Annotated in this window: 15 protein-coding genes; 8 read left to right on the top strand and 7 right to left on the bottom strand. The window is 71.3% G+C overall.

Annotated features, from left to right (window positions below):
* Window positions 1–3: 3 nt before the first annotated feature.
* Entirely contained in the window at window positions 4–519 is a 516-nt protein-coding gene (locus P2F65_RS15220) for a MarR family transcriptional regulator (RefSeq protein ID WP_275809501.1), read from the top strand.
* A 207-nt stretch (window positions 520–726) separates the two neighbouring features.
* Window positions 727–2,487, top strand: coding sequence for a methylmalonyl-CoA mutase family protein (locus P2F65_RS15215; protein WP_275809498.1), 1,761 nt, complete (start codon window positions 727–729; stop codon window positions 2,485–2,487).
* A gap of 59 nt (window positions 2,488–2,546) precedes the next feature.
* Here P2F65_RS15215 and P2F65_RS15210 read toward each other — a convergent pair whose 3' ends face one another.
* Window positions 2,547–3,203, bottom strand: a complete 657-nt coding sequence (locus P2F65_RS15210) for a TetR/AcrR family transcriptional regulator (protein WP_275809495.1) — start codon at window positions 3,201–3,203, stop codon at window positions 2,547–2,549.
* 138 nt (window positions 3,204–3,341) lie between these two features.
* Here P2F65_RS15210 and P2F65_RS15205 point away from each other — a divergent pair, with 138 nt between their 5' ends.
* The 4 genes from P2F65_RS15205 (at window position 3,342) to P2F65_RS15190 (ending at window position 7,574) form a co-directional block, all read left to right on the top strand.
* Window positions 3,342–4,085, top strand: coding sequence for a hypothetical protein (locus P2F65_RS15205; protein WP_275809492.1), 744 nt, complete (start codon window positions 3,342–3,344; stop codon window positions 4,083–4,085).
* Window positions 4,082–5,110, top strand: coding sequence for a hypothetical protein (locus tag P2F65_RS15200; RefSeq protein ID WP_275809489.1), 1,029 nt, complete (start codon window positions 4,082–4,084; stop codon window positions 5,108–5,110). Before P2F65_RS15205 ends, P2F65_RS15200 begins: the two co-directional genes overlap by 4 nt.
* Before the next feature lie 34 nt (window positions 5,111–5,144).
* Window positions 5,145–6,125: a tetratricopeptide repeat protein gene (locus tag P2F65_RS15195; protein WP_275809487.1), complete on the top strand. Its 981-nt coding sequence runs from the start codon at window positions 5,145–5,147 to the stop codon at window positions 6,123–6,125.
* 135 nt (window positions 6,126–6,260) lie between these two features.
* Window positions 6,261–7,574 carry a hypothetical protein gene (locus P2F65_RS15190; protein WP_275809484.1) on the top strand — a complete coding sequence of 438 codons (1,314 nt, stop codon included), beginning with the start codon at window positions 6,261–6,263 and terminating at the stop codon, window positions 7,572–7,574.
* 3 nt (window positions 7,575–7,577) lie between these two features.
* Here the strand turns inward: P2F65_RS15190 and P2F65_RS15185 are convergent, their stop codons facing one another.
* Window positions 7,578–7,748 (bottom strand): hypothetical protein, encoded by a 171-nt coding sequence (locus P2F65_RS15185; protein ID WP_275809481.1) that lies wholly within the window; start codon window positions 7,746–7,748, stop codon window positions 7,578–7,580.
* Window positions 7,749–7,803: 55 nt separating this feature from the next.
* Here P2F65_RS15185 and P2F65_RS15180 point away from each other — a divergent pair, with 55 nt between their 5' ends.
* Window positions 7,804–8,220, top strand: coding sequence for a hypothetical protein (locus P2F65_RS15180; RefSeq protein ID WP_275809478.1), 417 nt, complete (start codon window positions 7,804–7,806; stop codon window positions 8,218–8,220).
* Here the strand turns inward: P2F65_RS15180 and pgm are convergent.
* From pgm to P2F65_RS15155, 5 genes are read right to left on the bottom strand one after another with little or no spacing between them, the layout of a single operon-like run.
* On the bottom strand, window positions 8,217–9,866 hold the full coding sequence (pgm, locus tag P2F65_RS15175; RefSeq protein WP_275809475.1) for a phosphoglucomutase (alpha-D-glucose-1,6-bisphosphate-dependent): 1,650 nt from the start codon (window positions 9,864–9,866) through the stop codon (window positions 8,217–8,219). The genes P2F65_RS15180 and pgm overlap by 4 nt on opposite strands.
* 1 nt (window position 9,867) lies before the next feature.
* Complete coding sequence (glgB, locus tag P2F65_RS15170) at window positions 9,868–12,339, bottom strand: 1,4-alpha-glucan branching protein GlgB (protein WP_275809471.1); 2,472 nt, start codon at window positions 12,337–12,339, stop codon at window positions 9,868–9,870.
* A complete protein-coding gene (locus P2F65_RS15165) occupies window positions 12,339–13,772 on the bottom strand; it encodes an aminoglycoside phosphotransferase (RefSeq protein ID WP_275809468.1) in 1,434 nt (477 codons plus the stop codon). The genes glgB and P2F65_RS15165 overlap by 1 nt, the downstream gene beginning before the upstream one ends.
* Window positions 13,765–15,471: a maltose alpha-D-glucosyltransferase gene (gene treS / locus P2F65_RS15160; protein WP_275809464.1), complete on the bottom strand. Its 1,707-nt coding sequence runs from the start codon at window positions 15,469–15,471 to the stop codon at window positions 13,765–13,767. Before treS ends, P2F65_RS15165 begins: the two co-directional genes overlap by 8 nt.
* Before the next feature lie 6 nt (window positions 15,472–15,477).
* Window positions 15,478–17,529 (bottom strand): alpha-1,4-glucan--maltose-1-phosphate maltosyltransferase, encoded by a 2,052-nt coding sequence (locus P2F65_RS15155; RefSeq protein WP_275810687.1) that lies wholly within the window; start codon window positions 17,527–17,529, stop codon window positions 15,478–15,480.
* A 208-nt stretch (window positions 17,530–17,737) separates the two neighbouring features.
* Here P2F65_RS15155 and glgP point away from each other — a divergent pair, with 208 nt between their 5' ends.
* Window positions 17,738–20,317: an alpha-glucan family phosphorylase gene (gene glgP, locus P2F65_RS15150; protein WP_275809461.1), complete on the top strand. Its 2,580-nt coding sequence runs from the start codon at window positions 17,738–17,740 to the stop codon at window positions 20,315–20,317.
* Window positions 20,318–20,393 lie beyond the last annotated feature (76 nt).

The raw sequence follows: 20,393 nt of genomic DNA, 5'->3' as shown, positions 1-20,393 counted from the left end.
GCCGTGCCGAAGCAGATCCGCCTGCCCTTCGACCCGATCACCCGGGCGGCGCAGCTGTGGACCCAGCGCTGGGGCCGCACCTCTCAGCCGCTGGCGATGGCCAGCGCCACCTCGATCATGCGGGTGCAGCAGCTGCTGCTCACGGAGTTCGACGCCCTGGTCGGCCGGCACGGGCTGTCGTTCGCCCGCTACGAGGCGCTGGTGCTGCTCGCCTTCAGCCGCGAGGGACGGCTCAGCATGGGCAAGATCGGCCAGCGGCTCATGGTGCATCCGACCAGCGCGACCAACATCGTGCAGCGCCTGGCCGCCCAGGGGTTCGTCGAGCGGGTGCCCAACCCGCAGGACGGGCGCGGCACCCTGGCCGTCATCACCCCGGCCGGTCGCGACGCCATGGAGGCGGCCACCAGGGAGCTGGTCGAGGCGCGGTTCGGCCTCGGGATGCTGAGCCCCGCCGAGCACGAGCAGCTCTTCGAGCTGCTGCGCAAGGTGCGCGTCGGCGCGCGTGACTTCGACGCCTGACCTGGCCCCGCGGCATACCCTCTCGGCCCCCGTGCTGCTGCACCCTTCTCGGGGCACCCGAGAAAGGTGCGCTTCACCCCACGTGCCACGCGGGGTGAAGCGACCGTTTGTCGGGTGACCCGAGAAGGTTGTGGCGCCTGCGGCAAACAGAGTCCGCTGAGGAGCGGGCCGTGACATTTAGTTGGACGTCCTAGTAAATTGGCGGGCATGGCTGAGACCCCCACTCCCGAGACCTCTGGTGCCGCCCGCTGGCAGGCCCGCTACGACGCCGCCGCGGCCAGGGGCCAGGTGCGCGACGCCGACTTCACCACGCTCTCCGGCATGGAGGTCGCGCCGGTCTACGGCCCGGCCGACGGCGCCGAGGTGCCCGAGTCGATCGGGTGGCCGGGGGAGTTCCCCTTCACCCGCGGGCTCTACCCGACCGGTTACCGCGGACGGGCGTGGACGATCCGGCAGTTCGCCGGCTTCGGCAACGCCGTGCAGACCAACGAGCGCTACAAGATGATCATGGCGCGCGGCGGCGGCGGCCTGTCGGTGGCGTTCGACATGCCGACCCTCATGGGCCGCGACTCCGACGACCCGATGAGCCTCGGCGAGGTCGGGCACTGCGGGGTCGCGATCGACTCGGCCAAGGACATGGAGGTCCTGTTCCACGAGCTGCCCCTCGAGGACATCACCACCTCGATGACCATCAGCGGCCCCGCCGTGCCGGTCTTCTGCATGTACCTCGTCGCCGCCGAGCGCCAGGGGGTCGACCTCGGGGTGCTCAACGGCACGCTGCAGACCGACATCTTCAAGGAGTACATCGCGCAGAAGGAGTGGCTCTTCGAGCCCGAGCCGCACCTGCGCCTGATCGGCGACCTCATGGAGTACTGCGCCGAGAACATCCCGGCCTACAAGCCGCTCTCGGTCTCCGGCTACCACATCCGCGAGGCCGGCTCGACGGCCGCGCAGGAGCTCGCCTTCACCCTCGCCGACGGCTTCGGCTACGTCGAGCTCGGCCTGTCGCGCGGCCTCGACATCGAGAAGTTCGCGCCGGGCCTGTCGTTCTTCTTCGACAGCCACGTCGACTTCTTCGAGGAGATCGCCAAGTTCCGCGCGGCCCGTCGCATCTGGGCCCGCTGGATGCGCGACGTCTACGGGGCGAAGACCGAGAAGGCCCAGTGGCTGCGGTTCCACACCCAGACCGCGGGCGTCTCGCTCACCGCGCAGCAGCCCTACAACAACGTCGTGCGCACCGCCGTCGAGGCGCTCGCGGCGGTGCTCGGCGGCACCAACAGCCTGCACACCAACGCCCTCGACGAGACCCTGGCCCTGCCGACCGAGCAGGCCGCCGAGATCGCGCTGCGCACCCAGCAGGTGATCATGGAGGAGACCGGCGTCGTCAACGTCGCCGACCCGCTCGGCGGCAGCTGGTACATCGAACAGCTCACCGACACCATCGAGGCCGAGGCCAACAAGATCTTCGACCGCATCCTCACCCTCGGCGGCAGCGACCTCACCAGCCAGGACACCGAGGCCCTGGCGGAGCTCGTGCGCAGCAACACCGGCGTGCGGGACGGCGGCAACTGGCCGATGACCAAGGGCATCCTGCGCGGCATCGAGGAGGGCTGGTTCATGTCCGAGATCGCCGAGGCCGCGTTCCAGTACCAGGTGGCGCTCGAGAAGGGCGACAAGAAGGTGGTCGGGGTCAACTGCCACACCGACTCGGTCAGCCACGAGCTCGAGATCCTGCGGGTGAGCCACGAGGTCGAGCACGAGCAGGTGGCCACCCTCAAGGAGCGCAAGGCCGCCCGCGACGAGACGGCGGTGCGGGCCGCCGTGCAGCACATGGTCGAGGTCGGGCGCACCAGCGAGAACATGGTCCCCGCCATGCTCGACGCCGTGCGCGCCGAGGCGACCCTGGGCGAGATCTGCGACGCCCTGCGCGACGAGTGGGGCGTCTATCGGGAGCCCGCCCGCTTCTGACACCGGCTGGCAGGGCAGGGGTATGCCGCGGGGTCACCTCGCGCCGGACGCGCCCCGAGTCAGCTCGCCGGGGGCCGCAGCGGGTTGGTGGCCTGCCGCTTCGCGAGGAGCAGCCGGGCGTAGGCCACGTCGGCGAGCAGCTCGATGAGCCCGTCGACGAACGCCTCGTCCGGGACCCCGGTGGCCAGCGACCGGTGCAGCACGGCCCCGACCACGACGTCGGCGAGCAGGTCGACGTCGGCCATCTCGGGCCGGATCTCGCCCCGGGCGACGGCGCGCTCGACCGATGTCGCCACCAGGGCGTGCAGCCGCGTCGAGAGCTGGGCCCGCACCGCAGCGCCCACCCCCTCGGGGTCGCGGGCCGACTCGGCCAGCAGGGCGGCATACGCACCGCCGGTGGAGGGGTCGCGCAGCAGCCGCGCCGCCTCCTCGATGCCGGCCCGCATGTCGGCGGCGAGCGAGCCGCGGTCGCCGGTGTCGATGGTGTCGAAGGTCACCGCGACGGCGTGCACGGCCAGCTCCACCTTCGAGGGCCAGCGCCGGTAGACGGTGGTCTTGGCCACGCCCGCCCGCGCGGCGACCTGCTCCATGGTGAGCCCCCCGAGCCCCTGCTCCGCGAGCAGGTCGCGCGCCGCACGCGTGATGGCGTGCTCGGTCGCCGCCTCGCGGGGGCGGCCAGGGCGCCGGGCGCGGGAGGAGGGCTCACGTGACGTCATCCCGCCGATGATGCCACCAGCCGCACGCAAACGAGGGCCGCGATTTGGCCCTCCGGCGCGGTCTGGGTCATGGTGGAGGGATGCCGACCGCCCCACCTGCATGGCGGCCGGCCCTCTCACGTAAGGAAGCAAGCAGTAGTGTCACCAGTGTCCAAGCGGGCCGCGCTGGGCGTGCTGACCGCCGCGGGCCTCGTGCTGGCCGGTGTCGGCCTGTGGTTCCTCGCGCACCTCGGTCTCTCCGGCACGGCCACCTTCACGGCCACGCCCTCCAGCAGCCGCATCGTCGTGCTCGACCCCGCCGTGCTCAACCGCGTCGACAGCCCGGTGTCCATCACCGCCCGGGCGAAGGACGGGGGCGAGGTCTGGATCGGCCGCGGCACCCCGAGCGACGCCGCCTCCCTCGCGGGCAAGGCGGCGGCCACCTCTGTCACCGGCGTCTCGGTCGGCGGCTGGCAGCTCGAGACCGGGCAGCGGGGTTCGGGGTCCGCCCCGGAGCTCGCATCCGCGGACGTGTGGCGCCAGCAGGCCAGCGGCAAGGGCAGCGCCAGCATGGAGGTGCGGCAGGAGGACGCGCCCGAGGCCGTCGTCATCGCGACCGCGTCGGGCAAGCCTGCCGACCTCGCCGAGCTCACCGTCGAGTGGGAGCGGCAGGCCTGGTCGGTGGAGGCCCTCACAGCACTGCTGCTGGGGCTGCTCATGATCGCGGCGGGTGTCGGGTTCCTGTGGCAGCCGGGCTACGCACGCGGGCGGAGCGGAGCTGCTGAGCTTAGCCGGCCCGACGCCCCTGCCCCGACCGTCGACCGGCCGGACACCCCGACCGCCGTGCTGCCGGACGCCCCGACCGCAGCCGCCCGCCCCACCTCCGAGGAGGGACGCCCATGAAACGCCTGAACCACATCGCTTCCCAGCGGCCGACGCGCCGTGCCGTGACCGGCCTGACCGGCGCCGCCCTGACCACCCTCGCGCTCGCCGGGTGCGGCGTCGGCGACGCCCTCGTCGGGGTGCAGGACGCGCCCCGCGAGGTGGGTGACACCGCGCCGGTCAGCGCGGAGTCAGCCGAGGCCATCGCGGCCCGCGTGCTGACCGATGCCGCCCGCGCCCGGGAGGCGTCGGGCGCCCAGGCCAAGGAGCTGCGGGCCAAGGCGCTCACCGGCGCCGCGCTCACCGTCTCCAACGCCGACAGCCGCCTCGCCAGGGCAGGCTCCACCGCCACCGAGCCGGTCACCAAGCCGGAGGCGCCGAAGGTGCTCGGCATCTCGCGTGGCAACGCGTGGCCGCGCGTCATGCTCGTGCAGAGCAGCCGCGAGGACGGCAGGACCGCCCTCAACCTGCTGGTCTCCGAGAGCGCCACCGAGCCGTTCAAGCTGGCATCCAGCGCTCCCATGCAGCCGGGCACCAGCGTGGCTGCCCTCGACAGCCTCGACCAGGGCTCGCCGCTGAACCCCTCGGGCAAGGGCCTGGCCATCACCCCGGAGGCGCTGCTGGCCGAGTACGCCGCGAGCCTGGGCTACCCCAGGGCCACGGCTGCGCCACACGTCAACGGCTCGGATGCCTTCGCCCAGTCGGTCCGGGCGAACGCCAGGTCCCAGGCGAAGTCCCTCTCGAAGCTGGCGACGCTGACGCAGAAGCACGTGCCCCAACCGGAGAGCACGGTCGCCATCTCGCTCAAGGACGGGGGAGCGGTGGTCTTCGGCCTCCTCGAGCGCACCGACACGATCGCCCTGAAGCCCAGCGGCAAGTCCCTGACGCCCAGCGAGGACTTCCAGAAGCTGATCGGGAAGAAGACCCTGGGCGACCAGGCCCAGATGCGCACCTACGAGACGGTCGTGTTCACCGTGCCGCCCAAGTCCGGCACCGCGAGCCTGGTCGCCGTCGACGAGACGCTGGTCTCCGCGAAGGGCGAGTGACCACCCCGGTCCAACCTGCGGCAGAATCGGCCCCATGACTGAGCAGCCGTTCAACCCCAGCGCCCTGCGGGGCGCGGTCGACCTGTCCGGACTCCAGGCCCCCAGGGGAGGCGCCGGAGCCGCCGGCTCGGGAACGGGCGCGCCGGGTGCCGCCGAGGCCGGTGGGCAGCGCGCGGGTGGCGGGCCCGGGGCCGCCGGCTCGAACCTCGTCGTGCAGGGCACGGACGCCAACTTCTCCGAGGTGCTGAGCGGCTCGGTCAGCGTGCCGGCCGTGGTGGTGCTCTGGTCCGCCCGCCTCCCCGAGTCGGGGTCCTACCTCGAGACCGTCGTCGCGGTGGCCAACAGCTACCGTGGCCGCTTCCAGGTCGTCTCGGTCGACGTCGACGACAACCCCGGCCTGCTGCGCGCCTTCCAGATCCAGTCCGTGCCGGTCACCATCGGCCTCGTGCAGGGGCAGCCCGTGCCGCTCTTCGCCGGCATCCAGGGCGAGCAGGAGATCCGCCCGGTCATCGACGAGCTGCTCGCGCTGGCCGTCCAGCACGGCGTGACGGGTCGGGTCGAGGTCGGCGAGCCCGCCGGCGCCGAGCCGGAGGAGCCACCGCTGCCGCCGCTGCACCAGGAGGCCTACGACGCGATCGAGCGCGGCGACCTCGGTGCCGCTGCCGACGCCTACCGCAAGGCGCTGGCCCAGAACCCGGCCGACTCCGACGCCGAGCTCGGCCTGGCGCAGGTGGGGCTCATGCAGCGGACGGCCGGTGTCGACCTCCAGCAGGCCCGCCAGGCCGCCGCAGACAACCCGGGCGACATCGACGCGCAGACGCTGGTGGCCGACCTCGACCTGCTCGGCGGCCACGTCGAGGACGCCTTCCTGCGCCTGATCGACCTGGTCAAGGCCACCGGCGGCGACGACCGCGAGCGGGTGCGCACGCACCTGCTCGAGCTCTTCGCCGTGGTGGGGCCGCACGACGAGCGCGTGCGCAAGGCGCGCGGCTCGCTCATGAGCGCGCTGTTCTGACGCGGCGCCGGCGTTCGGCGGCCACGGCCTGCTCGCCGCCCAGCGTGGCGCCCCCCGGCCACCACCGATCTCTTGCGGAAATGCTGGGGCGCGACAGGATGATCCTCGACGGCTGACACCGGACGGGAGACCCCCATGCCTGCGACGCACGAACACCTGATCGGACTGCTGCTGGGAGCGGAGGGGGACTGGCCGACCGCGTTCGAGGCGCTTGCGAGCCGCCTGGGAGTGGTCAGCGCCCCGGACGGCAGCGCCCACCGGGTGCGCACGGAGCGGGTCACCATCGAGCCGTTCAACCTGCGCGACAGACCGCGGCACGACCTGGTCATCGACCGGCTGGCTCACTGGTACTACCACCCGCGCGAGTGGCTCAAGAAGGTCGCGCTGATGGACGACGTCTACCTGCTCAACAGCCCGTTCACGTTCCAGTCGATGGAGAAGCACTCGGCCTACTGCGCCCTGATGCGGCTGGGGATGCACGTGCCGGAGACGGTGCTCGTGCCCTACAAGAACCCCGTCGACAACGCCCGCTGGGCCTTCACGTCGGCCAAGTACAACAAGGGCTTCGACCTCGACCGGATCGCCGACGACCTCGGCTACCCGATGTTCATGAAGCCGTTCGACGGTGGCGCCTGGCGCGGGGTGTCGATGATCAGGAACCGCGACGACCTGCACCGCTCCTACGACGACTCCGGCGAGATGCTCATGCATCTGCAGAAGGCCGTCGACGGGTTCGAGGTCTTCGCCCGGGCGCTGACCATCGGCCCCGAGACGATGGTGATGCAGTTCCAGCCGGACGAGCCGATGCACAACCGGTATGCCGTGCGGCACGGCTTCCTCAGCGAGCAGGTGGGCTCCGAGGCGGTCACCATCGCCCAGACGGTCAACGCGTTCTTCCGCTGGGAGTTCAACTCCTGCGAGATGCTCGTCAAGGATGGCGTGGTCTACCCGATCGACTACGCCAACGCCTGCCCCGACGTGGCGGTCACTTCACTGCACTACTACTTCCCGTGGGCCATGAAGGCGCTGCTGCGCTGGTCGGTCTACTGCCTGGCGACGGACCGCAAGCCCCGCACGCAGGTGGACACCGGCCCCTGGTTCGCGGTGGCCGACGACGCCTCACTCGACTACGCCGGCAAGCTCGCGGCCTACCAGCGACTGGCCGACGAGTACTTCGAGACGGAGCGCTACCAGGAGTTCTGCGCGACGGCGTTGCCGCACGTCGACGAGATGGTGCTCGAGTGGGTGGACTCCGACGACTTCCGCAAGCTGCTCACGAGCACGATCCAGCAGACCTACCCGCCTCACGAGTGGGACCGCTTCGAAGGGCACTTCGGCGGCCTGGTGCGGCTGTGGCTCAGGGACGAGAGGTCGCGGCTCGGTGCGGGGGAGTCCGCGGCGGACGAGGCCGCGGTGGGGGGCCCTGCCCCTGCCGTGCCGGCGGAGTAGGCCTCAGCAGGCGACCTTCTCGCCGGGGACCGGGCGGCGCAGCGCGTGCGTCGGCAGGGCGCGCCGGCGTCGGACCGCGCGGAGCTGGTCGAGGGTGGCCAGGTTAGGGCCCGACGGGGAGGACCGGGGGAAGGCGCGGGCAGGGGTGCTGGGGTCTCGGTTCTCGCGGCTCATGCAGGGATCAACCAATTGACGTAGGTCTATATTCCGCCGCGGCTAGGCTGGCGGCATGCCCCCAGCAGACCTGCCCGCGGTGTTTGCCGAGCTCCGGCGGCGACTGGCCGTCCACGAGGACGCGTTCACCGCCAGCACCAACCCCACCGACGCGAACCGGCCGACCTCCCGCAAGGAGGACGCGCCCTCGCCCGAGGACTCCTACATGCTGCTCGGGGCCCCGCACGAGAGGTATCCGGACGGGATGTTCTTCGCCGGCGTGAAGCAGCAGAAGCGCTACGTCAGCTACTACCTGATGCCGGTCTACACCGAGCCCGACCTCGCCGCCGCGGTCTCGCCCGACCTGCGCCGGCGGATGCAGGGCAAGTCATGCTTCAACTTCACCCGGGTCGACGAGGGCCTGTTCGACGAGCTGACAGACCTGACCGCGCGTGGTCGTGAGGCCTACGCCGCCAAGGGCTGGACGCTCTAGCCTCCCAGCGCGGCGCCGACGACGTCCCTGGCCTCGGCCTGCACCTGGGCCAGGTGCTCGGGGCCGCGGAACGACTCGGCGTAGATCTTGTAGACGTCCTCGGTGCCGGAGGGTCGGGCGGCGAACCACGCCGACTCGGTCGTCACCTTCAGGCCGCCGATCGCGGCCCCGTTGCCGGGCGCCTCGGTGAGCTTGGCTGTGATCGGCTCACCGGCGAGCGCCTCGGCGGTGACGTCCTCGGGGGAGAGTGCGGCCAGCTTGGCCTTCTGCTCCCGGTTCGCCGGTGCGTCGATGCGCGCGTATGCCGGGTCGCCGTGCTTCGCGGTCAGCTCGCCGTAGTGCTGGCTGGGGGTCCTGCCCGTGACGGCCAGGACCTCCGAGGCGAGGAGGGCGAGGATGATGCCGTCCTTGTCGGTGGTCCAGACCCGGCCGTCCCTGCGCAGGAACGACGCCCCGGCGGACTCCTCCCCGCCGAAGCCGAAGCTGCCGTCGAGGAGACCCGGCACGAACCACTTGAAGCCCACGGGCACCTCGACGAGGCGGCCTCCGACCTCCTCGGCCACGCGGTCGATCATCGACGACGAGACCAGGGTCTTGCCGATGGCGGCGCCCGCGGGCCAGCCCGGGCGTGCGCCACCGAAGAGGTAGCGGATCGCGACAGCCAGGAAGTGGTTGGGGTTCATCAGGCCCGCGTCGGGCGTGACGATGCCGTGCCGGTCGGAGTCGGCGTCGTTGCCCGTGGCGATGTCGTACAGGTCGCGCTTGTCGATCAGCGACGCCATGGCCGAGGGTGACGAGCAGTCCATGCGGATCTTGCCGTCCCAGTCGAGGGTCATGAAGCGCCACGTCGGGTCGACGAGCGGGTTCACCACGGTGAGGTCGATGCCGTGGCGCTCGGCGATCTCGGCCCAGTAGGCGACGCTGGCGCCACCGAGGGGGTCCGCGCCGATCCGCACCCCGGCGTCCTTGATGCGCGCCACGTCCACCACGTTCGGCAGGTCGTCGACGTAGGTGCCGAGGAAGTCGTAGGGCTGCGCGTGCGCGCGGGCCCGGCTGAACGGCATACGGCGCACGTCCTTCAGGCCACCCGCGATGAGCGCGTTGGCGCGCGCGGCGATGGCCTTGGTGGCGTCGGTGTCGGCCGGGCCTCCGTGCGGTGGGTTGTACTTGAAGCCGCCGTCGGCCGGGGGGTTGTGCGACGGCGTGACGACGATGCCGTCGGCGAGCCCCGAGCCGGTGGTGCGGCCGCCGTTCGCCGTGAGGATCGCGTGGGAGACGGCCGGGGTCGGCGTGTAGCCGTCGCGGTCGTCGACGAGCACGGTGACGTCGTTGGCGGCGAGCACCTCGAGCGCGGAGGCCCAGGCCGGCTCGGACAGGCCGTGGGTGTCGCGGCCGACGAACAGCGGCCCGTCGTAGCCCCGCTCGCGCCGGTAGTCGACGATGGCCTGCGTCGTCGCCAGGATGTGCGCCTCGTTGAAGGCTGTCCTCAGGCTCGACCCGCGGTGACCCGAGGTGCCGAAGGCGACCTGCTGGTCGACGTCCTCCGGGTCGGGGGTCAGCGTGTAGTAGGCGGTGACGAGATGGGCGACGTCCACCAGGTCGGACGGCTGGGCCGGCTGCCCGGCTCGTGACGCTGCATCGGACATGTCAGCCCTCCCCGGTGGTCAGCGCGCCCTGCTCCTGCGCCGACCCGGCGAGGGCCGGCTCCTCGACCGGTGCCAGCCACACGGCCGACAGGGCAGCGACGCGGACCTCCACCGACCAGGGCTGGTTGTCCCACGGCTGCTGCTGCGCCTCGAGCACGGTGTCGGCCTGGCTGGGGGTGCCGAACTCGTCGTAGCCGCTGGTGTCGAGGACGACCTTCCAGCGACCCGGGCGCGGGACTCCGAGCCGCAGGCTCTCGCGCGCCATGCCGTTGAAGTTGACCGCGACAGCCACGACGGGGCCGCTCCCTCGGTCCTCGTTGCCGAAACGCAGGTAGGAGAACGTGTTTCCGGCGTTGTCGTCGGCGTTGAGCCACTCGAACCCGGCGGGGGAGGAGTCCAGGGCCCACAGGGCGGGGTTGGACCGGTAGACGCGGTTGAGCTCCTTGACCAGGTTGTGCACCCGGTAGTGAGCCGGGTGGTCGAGCAGCCACCAGTCGAGCTCGCGGCCGTCGGCCCACTCGGCCTCCTGGGCGAACTCGCTGCCCATGAAGAGCAGCTGCTTGCCGGGGTGGCTCCAGATGTAGGCGAGGTAGGCGCGCAGGGTGGCGAGCTGGTCGTAGCGGCTGCCCGGGATCTTTCGCAGCAGCGAGCCCTTGCCGTGGACGACCTCGTCGTGGCTGATGGGCAGCACGTAGTTCTCGCTGTAGGCGTACATGAGCGAGAAGGTCAGCAGGTTGTGGTGGTACTGCCGGTGGACGGGGTCCTGCCCGATGTAGCGCAGGGTGTCGTTCATCCAGCCCATGTTCCACTTCAGGCCGAAGCCGAGGCCGCCGGCGTCGGTCGGCTTCGTGACACCGGGCCACGAGGTCGACTCCTCGGCCACGGTGACGATGCCGGGCACCCGCTTGTAGGTGGTGGCGTTGGTCTCCTGCAGCAGGCCGATCGCCTCGAGGTTCTCGCGGCCGCCGTACTGGTTGGGCAGCCACTGCCCTTCCTCGCGGGAGTAGTCGAGGTAGAGCATCGACGCCACGGCGTCGACCCGCAGGCCGTCGATGTGGAACTCCTCAAGCCAGTAGATCGCGTTGGCGACGAGGAAGTTGCGCACCTGCATGCGGCCGAAGTCGAAGATGTGGGTGCCCCAGTCGGGCTGGTCGCCGCGGCGCGGGTCCGGGTGCTCGTACAGCGCCTGCCCGTCGAACTTGGCCAGCGCCCAGGCGTCGCGCGGGAAGTGCGCGGGCACCCAGTCGAGGAGGACGCCGATGCCAGCCTGGTGGAGCCGGTCGACGAGGTAGCGGAAGTCGTCGGGCGTGCCGAAGCGGGCCGTGGGGGCGTAGTAACCGGTGACCTGGTAGCCCCAGGACGGGCCGTAGGGGTGCTCCATGACCGGCATGAACTCCACGTGGGTGAAGCCGAGGTCGGAGACGTAGTTGACCAGGTGCTCCGCTAGGTCGCGGTAGCTGTGCCCCTTGCGCCAGGAGCCCAGGTGGACCTCGTAGATGCTCATCGGACCGCTGTGGGAGTCGTTGGCGCGGCGTCGCTCCATCCAGGCGTGGTCGCCCCACTCGTACTGCGAACGGGTCACGACCGAGCCGGTCGCCGGCGGCACCTCGGCGGCCTGGGCCATGGGGTCGGCCTTGGACCGCACGACGTCGTCGGAGCCGCGGATCTCGTACTTGTAGCGCGTGCCCTCGCCGACGCCCGGGATGAACAGCTCCCAGACGCCTGACTCGCCGAGGAGACGCATCGGGTGGCGGATCGCGTCCCAGCCGTTGAAGTCGCCGACGACGTGGACCGCGCGGGCGTGGGGCGCCCAGACGGCGAACGAGGTGCCGCGCACAGCGCCCAGCGGGCCGTCGTACTCGCGCACGTGGGCGCCCAGCACGGTCCAGAGCTGCTCGTGGCGGCCCTCGCCGATCAGGTGCCGGTCGACCTCGCCGAGGGTGGGCGCGAAGCGGTAGGGGTCGTCCTGCTCGTGCTCGATGCCGTCGTCGTAGGCGACGTGGACGCGGTAGTCCATAGTGCGGTCGCAGCCCTCACGGACCGCGGTCCAGACGCCGTGCGCCTCGTGGTGCAGGTCGAGCCGCTCACCGTCCTCGAACCGGACGGCGACGCTGCGCGCCATGGGGCGGTACACCCGCAGGCGCAGCCCGCCGTGCTCGAGGTGCTGGCCGAGCAGGTCGTGCGGCTGCTGGTGCCGCCCGGTCGCGAGGGCCTCGATCGCCCCCGACATGTCCGGCGGTGCGGGAGCGGGCTGGTCCTGCCGCGGCTCCGGGTCGGTCGGCGCGTCCTGCACGGCGTCCGCGGGGGTCGGGGCGGGCGGCTCGTCGGCGGCCGAGGTCCCACCGAGGGGAGGCAGGACGTCCTCGGGCGAGACGGTCTCGTTCGCGGGCTCGGTGCCCTGCGGCGTGGGCTCGGTGGAGCTCACGTCCTCCGGCTTGGCCTTCTTCGGTCGCTTGGGCAGCATCGGGCTCATCAGGGTGCCTTCCTGGCCTCGTCGAGAAGTCGGACCACGGCGTCGGTGGGGATCGTCAGCCATGTGGGTCGGTTGCGGGCCTCGTAGACCACTTCGTACAGCGCCTTGTCCAGCTGGAAGGCTGCCAGCAGGTCGGCGTCCTCGCGCGGGTCCCGCCCGGCGGCCGAGGCATACCCGTCGAGGAAGGCCGCCTGGGTGGCCTCGGCCCACTCGCGTGCGGAGCCGTCGGGGTGGGACTGCTCCCACGAGCCGGCGGCGTAGTCGAACGAGCGGAGCATGCCGGCGATGTCGCGCACGGTGAGGTCGGGGCTGACCCGCTCGGCCAGCGGCCGCAGGGGTTCGCCCTCGAAGTCGAGCAGCACCCAGCCGCGACCGGGCACCTGGAGCACCTGCCCGAGGTGGTAGTCGCCGTGGATGCGCTGCAGCACCGGCCAGGGCGCCCGGGCCGCTCGGTCGAAGACCTCGGCGATCTCCTGGTCGTAGGCCGCGATGGCGGGCACCTCGGAAGCCGCGGCGACGTAGCGCGAGCGCATGCTGGCGATCGTCTGCGCGACGGCCTCGGGGGAGACCGGCTCGGTGGGCAGGGCCCGGGCGAGCAGGGCGTGCACCTCGGCCGTGGCGGCACCGAGGTCGCGGGCCTCGTCGCTGAAGTCGTGGCCCGCGGCGACGGCACGCAGGGCGACGCGCCAGGCGTCCTCGGTGCCGGGGTAGAACTCCTGCGCGAACGCGAGGTGGCCGTGCGCCTCGGGCCCACCCTCCACGGTCGCGGGCCACGTGGCGTTGATGCTGCCGACCATGCCCGGGACGCGCTCGGTGCCGGCCTCGGCCAGTGCGCCCTGCACGACCACGTCGGGGTTCTCGCCCGACTGGAGCGTGCGGAACACCTTGAGGATCAACGGCTTCGACGCGCCGTCCTCGTCCACGCAGTCGTAGATGACCGATGTGTTCGACTGCTCACCGGTGAGCACCCGGGTCCGGCGCACCGTCGTCTGCGCCGTCCACGAGGGATGCGGCTTCCCGACCACGGCCGGCTCGGGCGTGTGGGAGGCCGAGCCCGCCTGCGGCTCGGCGCGACCGAGCACCAGCTCGAGCAGCTCTCGGGCGTAGACCGGGTCGTGAGGGGCGTCGTAGACCCAGCGCCGACCGAGCACGCTGTGCTCCGTCGTGCCGACGAGCGCGTGGTGGGCGCCCTCGAGCGGGGCGCCCCGATAGGTGAGGGGCACCTGGTAGACGACCGGCTCGGGACCGGACTCGTCCACCACGAGGAGGGTCTCGATGCCCACCTCACCGGCCGGGTCGTCGAGTCGCCACGACCACAGGCGACGCAGCCTCGGGACGCGGCCCTTGGCGGCATACCAGCGCTGCTGGGCCATCCACTCGGGGAGCAGCTCGAGCTTCGTCGGCTCCAGGGTCGCCTGGTGGATCTCAGCCACGAGCGGCACCGGTGTCGAGGCGCAGCCAGAAGAAGTCCCTCGAGCCGAGCGTCAGTGTGGTCGTGCCGTCGTCGGTGACCTTGGGGAAGCCCGTGCCGCCGAACAGGTCGACGAGCTGCGCGCCCTTGAACTGCTCGGGCAGCCGGATCTCGGTGGCCTGCGGTCGCGACGAGAGGTTGTTGACACAGAGCACGGCGTCTCCCGCCGAGCCGTCGTCGGGCTCGTGGATCCGCACGAACGACAGGATGGCGTCGTTGTCGGACGGGCAGACCTCGAAGCTGCCGAGGCCGAAGACCGGGTGCTGCCGGCGGACGCCGAGCATGGCGCGGACCCAGTGCAGCAGCGAGGAGCTGTGCGCCATCTGGGCCTCGACGTTGACGTTGTTGTAGTGGTAGACGAGCGAGGAGATCACCGGCAGGTAGAGCTTGCCGGGCTCGGCGACGGAGAAGCCGCTGTTGCGGTCAGGCGTCCACTGCATCGGGGTGCGGACGGCGTCACGGTCGGTGAGCCAGATGTTGTCGCCCATGCCGATCTCGTCGCCGTAGTAGAGGCAGGGCGAGCCGGGCAGCGACAGCACCAGCGCGTGGATCAGCTCGATCTCGGGGCGGCTGTTGTCCAGCAGCGGTGCCAGGCGGCGACGGATGCCGACGTTGGCGCGCATGCGGGGGTCGGGGGCGTACCAGCCGTACATCGCGGCCCGTTCCTCGGGCGTGACCATCTCGAGGGTGAGCTCGTCGTGGTTGCGCAGGAACGTGCCCCACTGGGTGCCCTTGGGGATGGGCGGGGTGTCGGCGAGGACGTCGATGATCGGCGACGCCTTCTCCTCGCGCAGCGCGTAGTAGAGCCGTGGCATCACCGGGAAGTGGAAGCACATCTGGCACTCCGGCGCCTCCTCGGTGCCGAAGTAGTCGACGACCTCCGCCGGCGGCTGGTTGGCCTCGGCGAGCAGGATGCGGCCGGGGTACTCGCGGTCGACCATCTCGCGCAGTTTGGCGAGGAACTCATGCGTCCGGGGCAGGTTCTCGCAGTTGGTGCCCTCCTCCTCGAAGAGGTAGGGGACCGCGTCGAGCCGGAAGCCGTCGATGCCCATGTCCATCCAGAACCGGACGACGTCGAACATCGCCTCCTGCACGGCCGGGTTCTCGAAGTTGAGGTCCGGCTGGTGCGAGAAGAACCGGTGCCAGAAGAACTGCCGGCGCACCGGGTCGAACGTCCAGTTCGAGACCTCGGTGTCGATGAAGATGATGCGCGCGTCGGGGTAGCCCTCGTCGCTGTCGGACCACACGTAGAAATCGCCGTACGGGCCGTCCGGCTCGGCGCGGGAGGCCTGGAACCACGGGTGCTGGTCGCTGGTGTGGTTCATCACCAGGTCGGTGACGACCCGGATGCCGCGGGCGTGCGCCTGCGACACCAGCTCCTGGAAGTCCGGAAGGGTGCCGAACTCGGGCAGCACGGCGGTGTAGTCGGCGATGTCGTAGCCGCCGTCGCGCAGCGGCGAGGCGTAGAACGGCGGCAGCCACAGGCAGTCCACGCCGAGCCACTGCAGGTAGTCGAGCCGGTTGATCAGGCCGGTGAAGTCGCCGGACCCGCTGCCGTTGGAGTCGCCGAAGGCGCGCACGAGCACCTCGTAGAACACGGCGGTCTTGAACCACTCGGTGTCGTGCTTGAGCCCGGGCTGGGACAGGTTGAGACCCTGCATGACTGGCTAGAACCTCCGGATCGCGAGGACGTGGACGGGCTCCCCGGCTGGGCCCAGCCTGACGTAGTTGTGCTCCCCCCAGTGCCAGGACTCATCCGTGATGAGGTCGTGCGCCGCGAACGTGTCGCCGTAGTCGAAGCCGAGCGCCGGCATGTTCAGGTGCACGGTGGACTCCCGCGTGCTGTGCGGGTCGAGGTTGGCGACGACCACGATGACGTCCTCGCTCCCGTCGGGCAGGGTGCGACGCTTCGAGAAGGCCATGATGTTGGCGTCGTCGACGTGGTGGAAGACCAGGTTGCGCAGCCAGTGCAGGGCCGGGTGCGCCTTGCGGATCTCGTTGAGCCGCGTGATGTACGGCGCGAGGGATTGGCCCTCCTTGGGCCCGCCCGGCTCGTAGTCCAGCCACCGGCGGTCCTTGTACTGGTACTTCTCGTTGTCGATCTGCTCCTCGACGCCGGGGCGGGCCACGTGCTCGACGAGCTCGTAGCCGGCGTAGATGCCGTAGGTCGGCACGAGCATCGCCGCCAGGGCGGCGCGCAGCTTCCAGGCGGTGGGGCCGCCGAACTGCATGTAGGGGGTGAGGATGTCGTGCGTGGTCGGCCAGAAGCACGGGCGCATGTATGCCGCGGCGTCCCCGGCCAGCTCGCGGCAGTACTCCTCCAGCTCCCACTTCTGGTTGCGCCAGGCGTAGTACGTGTAGGACTGCTGGAAGCCCACCTTGGCCAGGGTGTGCATCATCGCCGGCTTCGTGAACGCCTCCGACAGCCAGATGACGTCGGGGTGGTCGTTGGCGACGTCCTGGATGATCCACTGCCAGAACTCGACCGGCTTGGTGTGCGGGTTGTCGACGCGGAAGATCTTCACGCCGTGGTCGATCCAGACCTGGACCATCCGGCGCATCTCCGCGTAGGACCCCTGGGGGTCGTTGTCGAAGTTCAGCGGGTAGATGTCCTGGTACTTCTTCGGCGGGTTCTCGGCATAGGCGATGGTGCCGTCGGCGCGGGTGGTGAACCACTCGGGGTGCGAGGTGACGTAGGGGTGGTCGGGGGAGCACTGCAGCGCGATGTCCAGCGCCACCTCCAGGCCCTGGCGCTGCGCCTCGGCCACGAAGAAGTCGAAGTCCGCGAAGGTGCCGAGGTCCGGGTGGATGGCGTCGTGGCCGCCGTCGGGGGAGCCGATGGCGTAGGGGCTGCCGGGGTCGTCGGGACCGGCGTCGAGGGTGTTGTTGGGTCCCTTGCGCGCGGTGGTGCCGATCGGGTGGATCGGGGTCAGGTAGACGACGTCGAAGCCCATGCCGGCGATGGCCGGCAGGCGCTGGGCAGCCGTGCGCAGGGTGCCGCTCGTCCACCGGCCGGTCTTCGGGTCGAACCTCGCCCCCTCGGACCGCGGGAAGATCTCGTACCACGCGCCGTAGAGCGCGCGCTCGCGCTCGACGAGCAGCGGGTAGGTCGGGGAGGGGCTCACGTGGTCGCGCAGCGGGCGGGCGGCGAGCTCGGCGTGGACCAGGGGGTCGATGCCCGCGTGGAGCCGGGCCTGCGCCGGGCGCCGGGCGTCGCGCAGGCCGGTGACGGCGTCACGCAGCGGCTGGGCCTGCTCGGGCGTGCGCTGCACCTCCTCGAGCGCCCGCTCGAGCACGCGGGCACCCTCCTCGAGCATGAGCTCGGTGTCGACGTCGGCGTTGACCTTGATGGTCGCGTCGTGCTCCCAGGTGCCGTACGGGTCGGACCAGCCCTCGACCCGGTAGGACCACAGGCCCGGGGCGTCGGCCGCGACGTCGGCCTCCCAGTGGTTCAGGCCCTCGTTGGTGCAGCGCATCGGCAGCACGCACTCGCGTCCTGCGGGGTCGACGATCACCACGGAGGCGTTGACGGCGTCGTGGCCCTCGCGGAAGACGGTGGCGGTCACGGTGAAGACCTCGTCCACCACGGACTTCGCGGGCCTGGCCCCGTGGTCGACGACCGGCCGCACGTCCTGCACGGGGATGCGGCCGATCGGGGTCTGCGGGGGGACTGAGCGGGGAGGCTGCTGGCCGGACGGGCGGGTGCCGGAGCTGGTCACGTCCGGTGAGGCCGGTGTGGTTGCTGGAGGGGTCGCAGTCACGCGCCCGACGCTACCGGTTTTGCAGGTGATTGCACGTTCCCGCAGGTAGGTGGACCACCTGCTGGGCACGTGACCCCGGCGGGCGCGCGAGGCGGGTGGGGCGGCTGTGAAAGTTCTTTGAAAGATCTGCAAGAAACCGTCATGGCAGGGCGTATGATCCCGCGTCGTGAAGGCCATCCGTCGCTTCAGTGTCCGCACCGTCCTGCCCGAGCCCATCGCGGCGCTCGGGGACCTCGCCAGCAACCTCCGGTGGTCCTGGCACCCCCCGACGCGGGATCTCTTCGAGCGGATCGACCCCCAGCGCTGGCAGAAGGTGCGCCAGGACCCCGTCCGTCTCCTGTCCGCCCTGTCCCCCCAGGAGCTGGCCGACCTCGCGGCCGACTCCGAGTTCGTCGGTGCGGTCAACTCCGCCAAGGCCGACCTCGACACCTACCTCTCCGAGCCGCGCTGGTACCAGGCCTGGGCCGAGCAGGTCGAGGGCGGGGCGCCGAGGGCGATCGCCTACTTCAGCCCCGAGTTCGGCATCACCGAGGTGCTTCCGCAGTACTCCGGCGGCCTCGGCATCCTGGCCGGCGACCACCTCAAGACCGCCTCCGACCTCGGCGTCCCGATCGTCGGCGTCGGCCTGTTCTACAAGACCGGGTACTTCAAGCAGAGCCTCAACCGTGACGGCTGGCAGCAGGAGACCTACCCCGTCCTCGACCCCGACGGCCTGCCGATCTCGCTCCTTCGCGAGGAGGACGGCACCCCCGCCGTCATCACGCTGCGCCTGCCCGGCGGGCGTGACCTGCACGCCCACGTGTGGCGGGCCCAGGTCGGCCGCGTGCCGCTGCTCCTGCTCGACTCCGACGTCCCCGAGAACGACGAGGCCGCCCGCAACGTCACCAACCGGCTCTACGGCGGCGGCGGCGAGCAGCGCCTCCAGCAGGAGATGTTGCTCGGGATGGGCGGTGTGCGCGCGCTGCGCCTGTGGGCGCGCCTGACCGGCGACCCGACCCCGGACGTCTACCACACCAACGAGGGCCACGCCGGGTTCCTGGGCGTCGAGCGCATCCACGAGCTGACGTCCGCGCACGGCCTGTCCTTCGACGAGGCGCTCGAGGCGGTGCGCGCCGCCACGGTGTTCACCACCCACACCCCGGTCCCGGCCGGCATCGACCGGTTCACCACCGAGCTCATCGAGCTGCACTTCGGCGGCGAGCAGGCCATCGAGGGCGTTCCGGTCGACCGGCTGCTCACCCTCGGCGCCGAGGACTACCCCGGTGGAGAGGCGGGCATCTTCAACATGGCGGTCATGGGCCTGCGCCTGGCCCAGCGCGCCAACGGCGTCTCCCAGCTGCACGGCGTCGTCAGCCGCGAGATGTTCGACGGCCTCTGGCCGGGCTTCGACGACAGCGAGGTGCCGATCACGAGCATCACCAACGGCGTGCATGCCGGCACCTGGGTCGACCGCAAGGTCTACGAGCTCGCTGACAAGTACATCGGCACCTCCGACCTCGAGCGCGAGAACGCCTGGGAGCGCGTGCACGAGGTGCCGCGCGACGCGATCTGGTCCACCAAGCGCGAGCTGCGCGAGCAGCTGGTGCTCGAGGCGCGCCGTCGGGTGCGCTCGTCGTGGAAGAAGCGCGGCGCGAGCCCGGCCGAGCTCGGCTGGGTCGAGGACGTGCTCGACCCCGACGTGCTGACCATCGGCTTCGCCCGGCGCGTGCCGACCTACAAGCGGCTCACCCTCATGCTGCGCGACCCGCAGCGTCTCAAGCGGCTCCTGCTCGACCCGGAACGCCCGATCCAGCTCGTCATCGCCGGCAAGTCGCACCCGGCCGACGAGACCGGCAAGCAGCTCATCCAGCAGATGGTGCGCTTCGCCGACGACCCGGAGATCCGCCACCGCATCGTGTTCCTCCCGAACTACGACATCGCGATGGCGCAGTACCTCTACCCGGGCTGCGACGTCTGGCTCAACAACCCGCTGCGCCCGTTCGAGGCGTGCGGCACGTCCGGCATGAAGGCGGCCCTCAACGGCGGCCTGAACCTCTCCATCCTCGACGGCTGGTGGGACGAGTGGTTCGACGGCGAGAACGGCTGGGCCATCCCGACCGCGGACGGCGTCGAGGACGCCAACCGGCGTGACGACCTCGAGGCGGCCGCGCTCTACGACCTCATCGAGAACTCGGTGGCGCCGCGCTTCTACGACCGTGACGCCGACGGCCTGCCGCAGAATTGGGTCTCGATGATCACGCACACCCTCTCGACGCTGGGCCCCAAGGTCCTCGCGAGCCGGATGGTGCGCGACTACACCACGACGCTCTACGGCCCCGCGGCCCGCGCCGGCTGGGCCCTGAACGGCCCGTCGTTCGGCGGTGCCCGCGAGCTCGCGGCCTACAAGGGCCGCGTGCGGGACGCGTGGGAGGGCGTGCGCGTCGACCACGTGGAGTCCTCGGGCGTCTCCGACTCCCCGCAGGTGGGGGAGACCCTGCACGTGCGTGCCTACGTCTCCCTCGACGGACTCTCGCCCGACGAGGTCGACGTGCAGGTCGTCCACGGCCACGCGCAGGACTCGGACGACCTCACCGACGTCGAGATGGAGTCGCTGGACTTCGTCGAGTCCTACGAGGGCGGCCGCCACCAGTTCGCCGGGGACTTCGCCCTCTCCCGCACGGGCTCCTTCGGCTACACCGTGCGCATCCTGCCGAAGCACAAGGGACTGGCGAGCACGAGTGAGCTCGGCCTGGTCGCCAACGCCTGAGCCGAGCCAGCCCGCCTCAGCACGAGGGCCCCGCACCGGTTGCCGGTGCGGGGCCCTCGTCGTCCGCGGCCCGGTC

Origin of the sequence: Knoellia sp. p5-6-4, assembly GCF_029222705.1 — a bacterium.
Classification (GTDB): Bacteria; Actinomycetota; Actinomycetes; order Actinomycetales; family Dermatophilaceae; genus Pedococcus_A.
The sequence above is the reverse complement of the archived record's forward strand: the minus strand, read 5'-3'. Positions and strand labels throughout refer to the sequence as shown.